The organism is Frankia sp. CeTa3Moorea (assembly GCF_978021225.1).
The window spans coordinates 1-12732 of the sequence record NZ_CDXDOR010000144.1; the positions used below are offsets into that span (position 1 = coordinate 1).

The window sequence follows — 12732 nt, forward strand, 5'->3', positions numbered from 1 at the left end:
CGTACTCCGCCCCGCTGGGCAAGGTCGGCAATCGCCAATCGGGATCTCGGAGCACGCGGCACCACGGGCCGGGCGGGCACGCCCCAAGCTGCCAGCTCATCGAGCACGCCAGCGCCACCCGGCCACTGCTCCTGGTGTGGTCTCGCAGGCGCCAGTGACTCCGGCAAGGGCTGTCGGGTGCCTACAGGTCGGGACTCGCGCTGGCAGCATCAGCGGCTATGCCGGACGCTTCGCAAGTCGGGCCGGCCGCTACTGGCAGACTCGGCTATCAGAACTTGCTGAGGCTTCCCGGCGCGCGGTCAGCCAATAGTCCTACGGCTTGCGGGTCACGCCGATGACATGAGCGCTTGTTCCGAGCTGACTTGGACCGAACGTGATGACGACCGCCGCATGCGCCTCACGCCTGAGCGCAGGGGGCACCGTCCTACGTGGTGCGCGCTCAAGGCCGGCAGCATCGACGGGTCCGCACCGAAACCCTGCGCCCACTGTCCGGACGGCGGTGGACCCCTCCCGCTGGCTGTTCGCGGTCCCGACGCCGGCCGAGGTGCCCCTGGCCTCGCCTCTCCGCCGCGGTCGTGTCGGCGAGTTGACCACGTGGATCGACGCCTTCGACCAGAGCCGCATCAGGTCCGAGCAGAACGACACGGGAGGTCGATCACTTCTCTCGGCAGACAAATGATCATCCGGTGGTGCCGTGAACAGCGCATTCACCCCTGCAAGCCCCTGATCTTTACGAGCGGCGTCGCTCTGAATCCGGAGTGCCCAGGGGGCTATCGCAGCCATCTAGCGCCAGATGGCACGCCGAACCCCTTGACAGTGCGCGCCGCGTTGGTCACACTGCGAATTAAGTGTGGGCCAGGACAATGCCAACTCCGATCGCGGGGGTAAACATGAGCACTGCGGCGATCACCACAGCCCAAGAGGCGGTCATCGACATCCCGCTTCCCACTGACACCTGGCACGAACTCGTCGACGAGTCGGTCGAGTTCGAGGTTCAGACGGTCTCCATCGACGGGGGCCACTTTGGAACCACTTTCCGCCGCTGCTAGTCGCGGAAGGCGGCAGATGGGATCCTGAGGATTTCAGGTCCCATCTGCCTGTCCGCGTCTTTACCTGCGGAGCTATTCGCCTGCGGAGAAAGCCCTCTTGTTAGCGCCGATGGGCCTGGCCGGAACAATCCGGGGGATGGATCGGACTATGGGAGATCTGGCTTTTGCGGTGGCAAAACTCGGGCAGCTTCGGCGTCGGAGCATCACGCCCGCATTGACGCGTGACGCGGACATCCTGAGAAATCTCCGCCGGGACGGCATAGCTCTGATTCCCCGCTTTGTCGACGGACAGGTGGTTAGGGCCATCAGGGCAGAGGTGCACAGTAACACCGATCTGCTCGGCGAGGCCGTCCATCCTGATATCGCAAAGCGGAATGCCCGGCGCCTGCTTCTCAATCCGCGAAGCCACGTTCCGAGTTCGAAGCAGGTGTTTGACGACAGCCGTATCCGCGATATCGCGCGAGCCTACCTCTCACCTCATGCGGTGCCGGACAGAGAAGCGATCCAAGCCAAGATCGTGGTTGGCGAGGAGAGCATCGTTGACCTTTACCACATCGACGAGTGGCGCCCACTGCTGTCCGTGTTCGTCTACTTGGCCGATGTCGGATCCGACAACGCCGCGATGGAGTACCTCGTTGGTAGTCATCGATGGTCGCCGTGGAGGATCCGCCTGGAACAGGATTTCTTTGAGTACTACCGCAAGCGCGCGGATGGCCAGTACGCGAATGAGGAGAGCGCCTACGCCGGATGTATCCTGCCGACTCAGGCACGGAGACTGAGGGCACGACACAACTGGCGGTCGATGTCCTGCGACGGACCCGCGGGTACCCTCGTCGTCTTTGACAATCTGGGGCTGCATCGCGCGCGTCCTCTTCTCAAGGGGTCTCGCTTGCTGCTTTCCTCCTATTGGCAGCTGCCGGAGGAGGGGAATCTTGGGTAGCCGCTTTGCGTAATTCAGACGCCTTGCGCCCGTCCGACAACGGCCGCCGATAGGTTACGATAGTTTTCTGTGCGAGCTGATCGGACGGACATGGACACAACCGAAGCTCGAAGCGAGGAGGCGCGAGAGCGCCAGCAGCTGATCAATAGGATCACCCGCCGGGCTTGGCTGGATAAGGATTTCCGCCAGCTGCTCGTCGACGATCCGTCGGCTGCGGTGCTGGCGGAATTCGGTGAGATCCCGGCTCTGTTGCAGGGCTTCACGCTCCGACCTGCTTCGGTCGACCGTGCCGTCCTACGCGAGCGGGGCGACCGCCAGACTCTTCGGATCAGGCCCAAGTCCGGCGATCGGCCGATCAGCCTCGTGCTGCGAAGATTCTTGGGCGAGAAAGAGCTGATCGCGGTCCTCTACACCCGACGGTGCGCGTTCGCCTGCACGTTCTGCACTCTGCCGTCCGCCGGGGCGATTATCGATGTTTCCTCGGCAGAGTTGGCCGGCCAGTTGGATGCGATGACCGAATTCGTTCGGAAGGAACAGGCAGGCCAGATAGCTCGGGTGGCGCTCGGCAACGAGGGTTCCTTCCTCGACGAACGCACGCTCCCGATCGGACAGCTTGGATCGGCGATGGCCGCCGCGCGTAGCATTCCCGGTGCTAGGGAGATCATTCTGGAGACCCGCCCCGAGTTTGTCACGCCGATGACACTAGGTACGGTCGACTCGCTCAAGGGGGACTGCACGGTCGCTTTGAAGATCGGCCTTGAGAGTAGTGACGACCGTCTACGCAATGACATTCTAGGAAAACGGATGTCGTTGACGGACTTTGAGGCTGCCGTCCGCTATGCAAGCTCTTTTGGCTACGCTCTTGAGAGTTACGTCCTGCTGAAGGCGCACCCTGAGCACACTGACGCACAGGCACGTAGTGAGGCCATCGAAACGTGTGAGTACATCAAGCGGGTGTGCGCGGAACACGAAGTCAGGCTGACGTTGCGCGTCAACTCGATGTACATGGCAGCCGGCTCACCTTGGGCAATTCGGGCCAGGGCTGCGGGGTGGACCCCGCCCTCGGTCTTCGACATCGCCGAAGTGATGTGGGCGGTCGGGACAGATCAGGTGCGCGTGTTCGCCGGTGTGTCCGAGGAGGGCTTGGCCACACGCGATGGCCATTTCGTCGCCCGTGAAGACTTCCAGAAGTGGGCCTTGCACGCGCTTGAGGAGTACAACAGCAGCGGCGACCGCAATCTGCTGGCGAAGGTCGCGCAGTTCCGGGCGGGCAGCGCCGGGGACCGGGAATGATTACGCACCAACGACCGGTCGGCGAAGGTCGGTTCGCCGGCCTGATGAAGGATCTTGGCCCGGTCCCGCGAGCGCTGATCGCAGAGCTTCGTGAGCGTGCGGTCGCGTTAGGCGAAACCTGGCCTCAGGCTGGCGCGAGGTTTTCGCGGAGGAACGAGGGTCTCGACAACATCGCACTGATGTTCCCCGCAGACTACCCGGCGTCGCACCTGAACTCTAGGCCGACGGAGCACTGGGGCGGGTGGTGCGACTGCGTCATACCGCTGATCGACCTGGTCGCGGACCGACTTCGCCTCGAATCGTACCGACCGGCGAAGGTGATCCTTTCCCGTCTCAGGGCGGGCGCTGTCATCGCTGAGCATGTCGACCTGAACCAGTCCTCGCAAGTCCCCAACAAGATCCACTTGCCAGTAATTACGTCGCCCCAGGTGACCTTCACTGTCGAGGACAGTCGGTATCACCTAGAGCCGGGCCGGGCGTACGAGATTAACAACTTGCGTCGGCACGCCGTCTACAACTGTGGTGATGTCGACCGCATTCATCTGATCATCGAGGTATACCCACACGCTCCGCTGGGCCAGCATCGCCGCTGATGACGATGGAACCGAAGCTCGCACTCGACGTTGATGTCTTCCTGGTTGGCCGGACGCTGCTCCTCCATCGCCGCGGTGGCCCCGTCGTACGTTTCCGCGCGACGCCGTCCGCGCTGTCCGCGGTAGCTCTCCTGGCCAGCCCTCCAACGAACACGCCTTCGTTGGAAGCCGGGAGCCCGCAACGAGTCCATGAGACCATTGCCGCCGCGCTGGACCGGGCAGGTCTCCTGGCGCCAACGCCCTTCGACGAGCCAGGCCCCGACTGGAGCCAGGATGTCGGACACGGGGCTCCGCAGCTCAAGCGGGCACGGATCAATCGGCTTCACGACGAGTGGGAGCAAGAACCAGAATCCAACGAAACTGTCCTGTTCTTGGTGGAAAGCTGGGCCGATCTGATTCTGTTCCATCCCCCCGACGTTCCGACCGCTCGGGCATGGGCTGTATGCCGACTCCGCGGAGGCACAGTCCAGGTGTCTGCCCCGCTTGGCGGACCTGAGCAGGTGATGTGCCGGGACTGCCTGCGGGGACGCGTGATCGGCCACGACGACGTTCTGCGAGCTCTTTGGCCGAGCCTGTCCAGTGGCGCCTGCACGAGGCTCACTACCGGTGCGCCGCCGTCGCGGGCCGCGATCGAGTTGGCACGATCCGCTTTACGAGCGATCATCTCCGACGGCCGCCCGGGAATCCTGCACGCGAGTGCGGTCGAGGCCGCTAACACTCTGCATCCTGTCGTGGCGTACGCCGACTGCGGGCATGGACAGCCTCCTCACCGCGTTTCGAGGTGGCCGGGCGAACCCGCTGCCTCCAAGCTGGACCTGCCGGCCGGGTTGGCTAGGGCATGGGAGAAGCTGAGGTCTCTGCTCGGCTCGGTCACCGGCCTGGTCGAGGCTCCGAGGTTGGTCAAAGAGTGCGAGACACCCATTCCCGTGGCCACAGCGCGCTACGCCGATGCCAGCGGTGAGGGCTCAACCGTCGAGGTGGGACCGGACGGGGCGATCACCCACGGCGTGAACCCCTGCCGGGATGCCTTCGGCAGTGGGCTGACAGCGCCGCAGGCCATTGCTCGGGCCGCTCTCGAAGGACTGGAGCGATACTGCACGTTCCGGCAGCCGCAGGATCCGATCTTGTCTCGCGGGCAGGCCCTTCCGACGCTGGCTCACCTGTGCCCCGCACGAAGAGTCGTAATCTCAGCGGGCGAGGACCTACAGTGCTGCGCGGAGGAGGAGTGGGTCCTCTGCTCCGTATCTGACGGTGCGTCAATGATGGCCGTGCCTGCTGAACGTTGCTACCACCGGCACCGTCGGCCGACGCCCGGCGGCGCCACGGGGATGGCCGTGGGCGAGACGCGCGATGATGCCGTTGTCGCGGGCTTTCTAGAATATGTCGAGCGAGAAGCTGTCAATGCGTGGTGGCGCGAGGCCCGAGTGGGCACGAGGATTCCCCTCGACCGGGTCGAGGATGAGGTCGTGGAGATCATGACCTCCTACCACCGACGCGCTCGCGCCCGTTCGCTGTTCGCACTTCGGGTACCGTCGCCCCTGCCGGATGTCCATGTCGTCGTCGCCGCGTCCAGCCTGGCCGAACTCGGATTTCCTCTGCTGGGCATGGGTGCGGGCCTGAGCCTAACAGATGCCACGGCCAAGGCGCTCCGGGAAGTAGCCCAGGCGTTCGCGTTCCAGAGGGCGGAGCAACGAAAGTGGGCTGCTGTGCCTAACGGAGCCGTGCAATGGCTTTTGGCTCAGGCCGGTGCACCCCAACTCGAATGGGACGAGCGGATGCCTGCGAGAATACAGGGAACGGACGGTCTGATCCGCGTCGGGGATATGGCCCGCAATGCGGGTCGGATCCCTCTAGTTTTCGACTACCGGCGACCGGAGGTGCCGTTCGCGTGCGTGCGGGTACTGGTAACGCCAGGCCCCGGCGATGACCTCACTCGCCTGACTGCCCCGTCCGGGTGGGGGGACCTGCCCTGGTGAACGAACCGGAGATCTTCGTCGTCGGGTCGGCCCGCGCCGGCACGAGCACTCTGCGTAGCTACCTCGCCGAACAGCCGCAGCTGTTCGTGCCCTCCATTCTGGAGCCCCGCTATCACGTCAGGGATGCCCTGGAAACGCTCCACGGACCGGCCGACCGCGAGCTGCCGGATCGCATTGTTACGTCCCACGACGACTACCTCGCCCTGTACCGTGCCTGCGCGCCGGACCAGCGTGGCGTCGAGGTGACACCGGCCTATCTGTCGTCGTCGAGCGCCGCGGAGTCGATCCGCCGGAGCGTACCCGACGCGAAGATCATCGCTGTTCTTCGACACCCCGTCGAGCGCGCCTTCTCAAGCTTCCGGCTTGAGCGGATGGACGAGACGGAGCCAGAGTCCGACTTCGGTCGCGCACTTGCTCTGGAGGAGCGGCGGCGGGCAGCGGGGTGGAGCTACGTATGGCGCTATCGGGAACGCGGCCTCTACGGCCAGCACCTTCTGCGGTACGCCCAACTCTTCCAGCCTGAACAGATGCTGGTCCTCCTGTACGAGGATTGGGAGCGCGACCACGGCCGGCACCTGTTGGCGACTGTCTTCGAATTCCTCGGCGTGGAGCCGATGAAGTTGGCTGGGCCCACACGTGTGGAAAACGCCGCGTCTCCATTGCAGTTCAAGGCTCGCGGCCTCACCGCACCGGAACTCGATCTTGCGACCGCCTTGGAACTTCGCGACTCATACCAAGCGGACTTCGATGTCTTGGAGGGCCTTATCGGTCGGGACCTGACGCCGTGGCGTGAATGGAAACCGGTTATCAGGCCGATGGTCAACGGCCTCGAAACCTCTATGGTCATCGGATAGCAGGCCCGCACTCGTGAGTGCCCAGACCCGGCTACAGTAGCACCGACCAACTTCACTGGGCACTCTCGACGCCTCCAACGAACGGATCGCCAACGACCTTCGGAGCCTTGAGGAATGACCTGGCTCTCAATGTGACCCTAGCTAGCGACACGCAACGCACATGCGATAAAGGTCTGATGACCTCAGAATTCGCGGCACGCCGTCTTCGGGGTGCTACACGTCAGATCTTCGGGGGACACTCGACGTGGCAGAGACGCAGCCCGTTAACCAGCGTGTATTGAACAGCCTGAGTGATCATCAGTCGAAATTCGTTGGCGGTCTCGCCCTCAAGGACCGGCGAGGTCGTATAGTAGGAATTGTAGAGTGCTGCCAGATCCAGTAGATAGCGGACGAGAATGGCCGGGCTGTCCTCGCCTGTTGCTCTTGTAATCTTGCTTGGCAGCTCCTGCAATTTGAGAATGAGCTGCGCCTCTTGGTCGCTGACCTCGAAATGTGTCAGGTCAACCAGGCTCGGCACGGGCTTGCCCCATTTCCGTAGAATTGCCCGTGCGCGGCATGCAGTGTAGACGACATACGGTCCTCCTGACTTCTCGAAGGCCGTCAGGGTCGGAGAAAGATCTCCGCGAGCCATGGCGACAGTCGTCTTCATGTCCTGCTTGAGGTCGTTGAAGACGAGCGAGCCGACCGCCAACTGCTGGGCGGCAACAGAGAGTTCCTCCTCCGTCATTGTGCCGCGCTCCGCAGACCTCTTCCAAAAGTGCTCGAATGACATCTTCAGTAGATCGTTCACTCCGGCGACGCTGTCTCGGCTTGAGAGCTTCCGGCCAGTCTTCTCATCGACGTAGAAGCCGAAGTAGATGTGCCGGAGGTCCAGTTCGTCACGGCTTGCGATGCCCAGGACCTCGACAGCTTGAAAGAGCCGCGCGAAATGGACGCGCTGCTCTTGGCCCACGACATAGTAGATGCCGGACGGGTCGAAGATGTCACGGCGGAGCTTGATGGCTCCGACGTCGCGTGTCGCGTAGATGCTCCGGCCATCCGACCTCCGGACCACGAATCGCTCGTTTCCTGGAAGAGGAACGACGATGGCTCCGAGATCCTTCCGAGCGAACTCCACAGTCCGGTCGCGAACGGCGGAAGTGATCTCACCGGCAGACATGGCCTGCTCGATCCTGGCGATTTCCTCGCGCAGGCGACTCTCTGTGAACTCGAATGCCCTGCCGTCGCGCAGAGCGGTCTCGATCACCTCATTACCGGCCAGGAAGTAAAAGCTTTCACCGATCGTGAAGTCGATGTTGATGTCGAGTGCTTCGTAGAAAGAACGAAAATCTGCAAGGCTCCAGTCCACCATCTTGGACCAGAGTTCCACCTCCTCGGAGTCTCCGCCCTCCAGCCTCGCAAAGCGGGCATCCGACGCCTCCACGTAACCCTTGAACGCAGACTCAAGAGCCTCCTTGCTGTCCACGCCCGGGAAATAGCGCTGGAGCACGGCGGCGTCCGATTCGCTGGCACCGCCCAGCCCTCCGCCGGAGGCAACCACCCTCTCCAGCGCGCGGCGGATGGCGTAGATCTCAAGCAGGCGATCGTTCTCGGTCATGGTCGCGGGGAACATATCGCCGAAACGGCGATACCCCTCAAACATGAAACCGAATCCGCCGAAGTCATTGATGTGGTTCAACCGGTATACGAGCGCACCGCATGCCTGGTGTAGGTTGCCGAGTACGTGCCCAATGATAGTTGATCGGACGTGTCCAGCGTGAAGCTTCTTCGCGACGTTCGGCGACGAGTATTCGACGATGAGTGTCTGCCTGGCAGCACTATCGTTCTCGCCGAATCTATCGCCAAGATTGTTGATCCTCTGAACGGCCTGCGCCAGCCAGTCATCGGAAAGCGTGAGATTGATGTAGATGCCCTTGGCGGTGGCCTCGGAAATTACTTTCTTGAGCTCCTCGACCTGTAGGGCCTCGATGGCCCGCGGAATGTAGGTCTTAACGAACTCCTTCGCGCCCGCCTCTTTGAGGAGCATCGGCATCTTAACCGTCACATCGGCGCCGAACTTCTCTCGGGAGATCAACTCGATCTCTGCCGTGAGATCGGAACGCGCAAACTTCTCCTGCAATGCTTGCGTGACGATCGCACTTAGCCTTGCCAGCGGATAGTCGCGTGACGAAGGAAAGGTCGCGGGGCGAGACCGGCGAACCTGGTCGCGGAGATCTTCGATATCACGCCTACGCGTGGAGGTCACCTGGGCAAGCATATTCACGGCTCAGAGTTTATCAGGGCGGCGTGGATTGGCTGGTGGAGGCGGTGTTTGCCCGTTTCTCATGTTGGGCGTTGGGCTTCGTGCGGACGATTTCGTGGCGGTTCGTCGGCACGGTGGCCGGGCTGGCAGGGCCGATCCGAGCCCTCAGTCGGAGCACCGCTCGGCCTCGGTCCGCCAGTGCCCTGTCCGACTCGGGCGACGACGCGTGCAGCGGTTGGGCCAGCACGCAGCCGACGAGGCCCTCGGCGGTGCTGGTCAGGCCGCAGGCCGGGAAGGCGCCGATAGAACTTCCACCACCCCTCTCCTCAAGCGACCCAGCCGACGCAGGTCTTCACACTCCGTGAAAGTAGCGGACGTCACACCAATCGAGGCTTCTGATCGCTTCCGGACTCTCTCGGACGTCCGTACCCCTTCGCACCTCTGAGCCGGCGATCGGCACAATGGGGCCGTGCCGATCCCCACAGCCCAGTACGAGCCCTGGATGCGCCGCGCGCTGGAACTGGCGAAGACCCTCCCCGACCCCGGTGCCGACGACGCACCGGTCGGCGCGGTCATCTACGGACCGGACGGGGCCGAGATCGCGGCTGCGCACCATGACCGCGAACGGACCGCGGATCCCACCGCCTATGCCGAGATCCTCGCGCTCCGCCAGGCAGCCCAGGCGCTCGGAACGTGGCGGCTGACCGGCTGCACCCTCGTGACCACTCTCGAACCAGGCACCATGTCCGCCGGCGCGATCGTCCTCGCCCGCGTACCACGCCTCGTTGTAGGCACCTGGGACAGGTATAACGGCGCCGTCTGCTCCCTGTGGGACGTTGTGCGCGACCCGCGCCTCAATCACTTCGTCGAAGTCATTCCCGAAGTACTCAAAGATGAATGCGACGCCCTGCTCGACGCCTACCTTGACGCGCCCAGCAACCTGACCAGCGGCTGATCACTTCGCAGTCTGCACAGGCCGTTGCTTGTGAGCCCGTCGCTGATCGGTCATCGGACTGACCAGCGACGGGAACTGCCGGACGCGCATCAGACGCGTGAGACGGGGCGAAGGCCAAGCGTCGCAGCAGCCGTCACGGGCAAGAGGATTTCGATCTCGCTGAGTCAGGAGTCGAACTCCCCGTCCCGTACGCCCGCGACGAACGCTCTCCACTCGGCCGCCGTGAAGACGAGGATGGGGCCGCTGCGGTCCTTGGAGTCCCGGATCGCGCGTCCCCCCTCCGGCAGCGTGGCGACTTCGACGCACGCCCCGTTACCGTTGGTGTAGCTGGACAGTTGCCAGGAGAGATCGTCCCGGCCAAACTCGATCTTGCTGGTCATGAGTGCTCCCTCGACAAGCTCGTGATCATCTCGGCGGAGGCGCTGGGGTTGAGCGCGAGGGCTCGGAGATGGTCGAGCTTGTCTCTATACTGCCGCACCTCGTCGGGCTTCTCCACGTACAGACTGCCCGTCAAGACCTCCAGGTAGACGACTTCTGGATCTTCGGCGTCGGGGAAGCCCAGATGTGTGAAGGAGGTCCCGAGCGCGGCGTGCCCGCCGACGTCGAACGGTAGTACCTGGATCGTGATGTTCGGCTGGGCTCCGACGTCGACTAGGTGCCTGAGCTGGGCGTTGAGCACGTCGCGTCCGCCGATCGGTCGCCGGAGTGCGGCTTCGTCGAGCACGACCCACAGCCGCGGTGGCTGTGGCCGGCTGAGGCGCTCTTGGCGGCTCGTTCGGAGGGACACGCGGCGGCGCACCTCTTCGTCCGGAAGCTCCGGCGACGTCGAGCGGATCACGGCGGCGGCATACTCCGGCGTCTGGAGCAGTCCTTCCACGAGGGAGGTCTGGTAGGTGTTGATCGACGATGCGTCGGCTTCCAGCCCGATGTAGACCTCCAGCCAGCGCGGGACGACGTCGCTGAAGCTGCGCCACCAGCCCTGTCGACGTGTCTCCTTGGCCAGCGTGAGGATCGCTTCGCGCTGGTCGGCGTCCTCCACTCCGTAGGCAGTGAGGAGATCGTCGACATCGACGGCGCGGACAGCGACCCGTCCGTTCTCGATTCGGCTGATCTTGGCGTCGGACGCACGGATGGCTCGCCCAGCCTCCTCAGCGGTCAGGCCGGCAGCCTCCCGCAGCCTGCGCAGCTCCACCCCCAGCCGACGGCTGCGCACCGTCGGCCCTGCTGACGACTTCGCCACGCTTCCTCCGCCACTGGACACCCGTACCTGATCGCAGTCTGCCACCGGCCGTTGCTGGCCTGTTGACCTCTACATCCATCGTAAGCGGGCCTGTATGTGTACTTGCATTTAAAGGCACACGGCGCCATCATCACGCTTCGAGGGCGCTCCGGTGCAGTCGGGGTCGATCACTCGCCCGGGGTTCGTCGCACCGGGGCGTCCTCCTCACAGTCCGCTGTCCCCGCCGGACGTACCGCCGCAAGGCAAGGCCCGGCGGGGACAGCACTAGGCCAGCGACGACGGGCAGGGATGATCTTGTGTGCCATGTCGACCGGACACCGGCCAGACACGATCAGGGGCTCGGCATGACAGCGGCCGACCCGTCGCCGGTGGTCCGGGTGGCCGTGGCGCACTTCCTCCCGACAGCCGCCGCTGTCCCCGAGGTGCGCACGAGCACGGTCCGCACGCTCACGGAATGGTCGGTAGACCCGGACGCCGTGAGCAGCGCCGAACTCGTCGTGTGCGAATTGGCGTCGAATGCCGTGAAGGCGAGCCATCCGGACGACGTCGTAGCCATACGGCTCACCGCCACGAGCGGAAACGTCCTTATCGAAGTGTGGGACGGCAACGACACCGCTCCCCGCATCAAAAACCCGGACGTGTTCAGCGAGGACGGACGCGGCCTGCTGATGATCGATGCTCTGTCGCGCCAATGGTCGTGGTACAGGGTCAGGACCGGCGGAAAAGTCATGTGGGCCGAGATTCCTGGCGGTTTGCGCACCGCGCCGCCGCCGACGCAGGCCGCTACACCGATGCCGACGCGGCGGCCGAGGGTCGGGCCGGAGCCCACGGCGCCGGTCGTCTACCGCACCGACCCGGAGACCCTGCGGCGGGTCGCTGACGCCCTGCGCGCGCTGGACCCGTGGCACCGGACCCCCTCCGGCCGCCGCTCGCCCGAAGCCGTGCCACACCGGGCCTGACGCATCACAGCCTGACCGGGAAAGGGGGGAACATGGGGCGAGCTGGTATGCGAGCAGAACGGAACGCGCTACGGGTCCACCTGCTGCATGCGGGAATGACGCAGGCCGAGATAGCAGATGAGTTCATCCGACGTTACCGGCTCCGTCCCCGCACCGCCTTCCGCCACGCGCACGGCTGGACGCTGATACAAGCCGCCGACCATATCAACGGACAAGCGGCCCGTCTCGGCATCGACCCGGACGGCAGGGCTCCCATCACCGGCCCCTATTTGTGCGAACTGGAGCACTGGCCGGATACTTCCGCACGGCGAAGGCTCACCCCACAGATTCTCGCGCTGCTGGCGACCGCGTACGGAACCGACCTCCACACGTTGGTGGACGCGCACGACCGCCTACGGATGCGGCCCGCGGACCGGCTGGTGATCGACGCCATGACGTGCGTGCGCCAACCGGCCGCGTGCCCCCGCTGCCGCCGCCGGGAACCAGCGACGACGATGCCCAGGATGCCGAAGGCGCGGCCGGACGCGCCGGCGTCGTCCGGGAGTCTCGCTGTGTCGGCATACCCCCTGCCCATCGGGTAGCCGTACCGGTCCGCGTGCCGGTCCCCTGTATGAGCGGCGACCGCCCGCCG

The 12732-nt window shown here is 64.4% G+C and carries 12 protein-coding genes; 9 read left to right on the forward strand and 3 right to left on the reverse strand.

All coding sequences use genetic code 11. The features are described from left to right. Positions 1–890 precede the first annotated feature (890 nt). From AC08OV_RS19880 to AC08OV_RS19905, 6 genes are all read left to right on the forward strand, one after another. Complete coding sequence (locus tag AC08OV_RS19880; protein ID WP_476614179.1) at positions 891–1049, forward strand: hypothetical protein; 159 nt, start codon at positions 891–893, stop codon at positions 1047–1049. A gap of 148 nt (positions 1050–1197) precedes the next feature. Beyond that, entirely contained in the window at positions 1198–1989 is a 792-nt protein-coding gene (locus tag AC08OV_RS19885; protein WP_476614178.1) for a phytanoyl-CoA dioxygenase family protein, read from the forward strand. 90 nt (positions 1990–2079) lie between these two features. Further along, complete coding sequence (locus AC08OV_RS19890; RefSeq protein ID WP_476614177.1) at positions 2080–3282, forward strand: hypothetical protein; 1203 nt, start codon at positions 2080–2082, stop codon at positions 3280–3282. Next, entirely contained in the window at positions 3279–3875 is a 597-nt protein-coding gene (locus AC08OV_RS19895; protein ID WP_476614176.1) for an aspartyl/asparaginyl beta-hydroxylase domain-containing protein, read from the forward strand. Before AC08OV_RS19890 ends, AC08OV_RS19895 begins: the two co-directional genes overlap by 4 nt. A gap of 503 nt (positions 3876–4378) precedes the next feature. Then, positions 4379–5851, forward strand: coding sequence for a YcaO-like family protein (locus tag AC08OV_RS19900; protein ID WP_476620096.1), 1473 nt, complete (start codon positions 4379–4381; stop codon positions 5849–5851). Continuing rightward, the gene (locus AC08OV_RS19905) at positions 5848–6705 is read left to right on the forward strand and encodes a sulfotransferase family protein (RefSeq protein ID WP_476614174.1); all 858 of its coding nucleotides are present in this window, start codon (positions 5848–5850) and stop codon (positions 6703–6705) included. The genes AC08OV_RS19900 and AC08OV_RS19905 overlap by 4 nt, the downstream gene beginning before the upstream one ends. A 220-nt stretch (positions 6706–6925) precedes the next feature. Here the strand turns inward: AC08OV_RS19905 and argS are convergent, their stop codons facing one another. Then, positions 6926–8950 (reverse strand): arginine--tRNA ligase domain-containing protein, encoded by a 2025-nt coding sequence (gene argS, locus AC08OV_RS19910; protein WP_476620094.1) that lies wholly within the window; start codon positions 8948–8950, stop codon positions 6926–6928. A gap of 466 nt (positions 8951–9416) precedes the next feature. On the opposite strand from argS, the gene AC08OV_RS19915 reads away from it, so the two are divergent. Next, positions 9417–9902 carry a nucleoside deaminase gene (locus tag AC08OV_RS19915; RefSeq protein ID WP_476614172.1) on the forward strand — a complete coding sequence of 162 codons (486 nt, stop codon included), beginning with the start codon at positions 9417–9419 and terminating at the stop codon, positions 9900–9902. Between the two features lie 164 nt (positions 9903–10066). Here the strand turns inward: AC08OV_RS19915 and AC08OV_RS19920 are convergent, their stop codons facing one another. Together AC08OV_RS19920 and AC08OV_RS19925 are read right to left on the reverse strand one after the other, a co-directional pair. Then, entirely contained in the window at positions 10067–10282 is a 216-nt protein-coding gene (locus AC08OV_RS19920) for a DUF397 domain-containing protein (RefSeq protein ID WP_476614171.1), read from the reverse strand. Then, positions 10279–11187: a helix-turn-helix domain-containing protein gene (locus AC08OV_RS19925; protein WP_476620095.1), complete on the reverse strand. Its 909-nt coding sequence runs from the start codon at positions 11185–11187 to the stop codon at positions 10279–10281. Before AC08OV_RS19925 ends, AC08OV_RS19920 begins: the two co-directional genes overlap by 4 nt. Before the next feature lie 299 nt (positions 11188–11486). On the opposite strand from AC08OV_RS19925, the gene AC08OV_RS19930 reads away from it, so the two are divergent. Together AC08OV_RS19930 and AC08OV_RS19935 are read left to right on the forward strand one after the other, a co-directional pair. Next, the gene (locus AC08OV_RS19930; RefSeq protein WP_476614169.1) at positions 11487–12101 is read left to right on the forward strand and encodes an ATP-binding protein; all 615 of its coding nucleotides are present in this window, start codon (positions 11487–11489) and stop codon (positions 12099–12101) included. Positions 12102–12148: 47 nt separating this feature from the next. After that, the gene (locus AC08OV_RS19935; protein ID WP_476614168.1) at positions 12149–12682 is read left to right on the forward strand and encodes a hypothetical protein; all 534 of its coding nucleotides are present in this window, start codon (positions 12149–12151) and stop codon (positions 12680–12682) included. Positions 12683–12732: the final 50 nt, after the last annotated feature.

What these genes read in the sequence shown, in the direction of transcription:
- AC08OV_RS19895 (WP_476614176.1), top strand. Translation starts at nt 3,279, where the DNA reads ATGATTACGCACCAACGACCGGTCGGCGAAGGTCGGTTCGCCGGCCTG.
- AC08OV_RS19935 (WP_476614168.1), top strand. Translation starts at nt 12,149, where the DNA reads ATGCGAGCAGAACGGAACGCGCTACGGGTCCACCTGCTGCATGCGGGA.
- AC08OV_RS19885 (WP_476614178.1), top strand. Translation starts at nt 1,198, where the DNA reads ATGGGAGATCTGGCTTTTGCGGTGGCAAAACTCGGGCAGCTTCGGCGT.
- AC08OV_RS19930 (WP_476614169.1), top strand. Translation starts at nt 11,487, where the DNA reads ATGACAGCGGCCGACCCGTCGCCGGTGGTCCGGGTGGCCGTGGCGCAC.
- AC08OV_RS19920 (WP_476614171.1), bottom strand. Translation starts at nt 10,282, where the DNA reads ATGACCAGCAAGATCGAGTTTGGCCGGGACGATCTCTCCTGGCAACTG.
- AC08OV_RS19890 (WP_476614177.1), top strand. Translation starts at nt 2,080, where the DNA reads ATGGACACAACCGAAGCTCGAAGCGAGGAGGCGCGAGAGCGCCAGCAG.
- AC08OV_RS19880 (WP_476614179.1), top strand. Translation starts at nt 891, where the DNA reads ATGAGCACTGCGGCGATCACCACAGCCCAAGAGGCGGTCATCGACATC.
- AC08OV_RS19900 (WP_476620096.1), top strand. Translation starts at nt 4,379, where the DNA reads ATGTGCCGGGACTGCCTGCGGGGACGCGTGATCGGCCACGACGACGTT.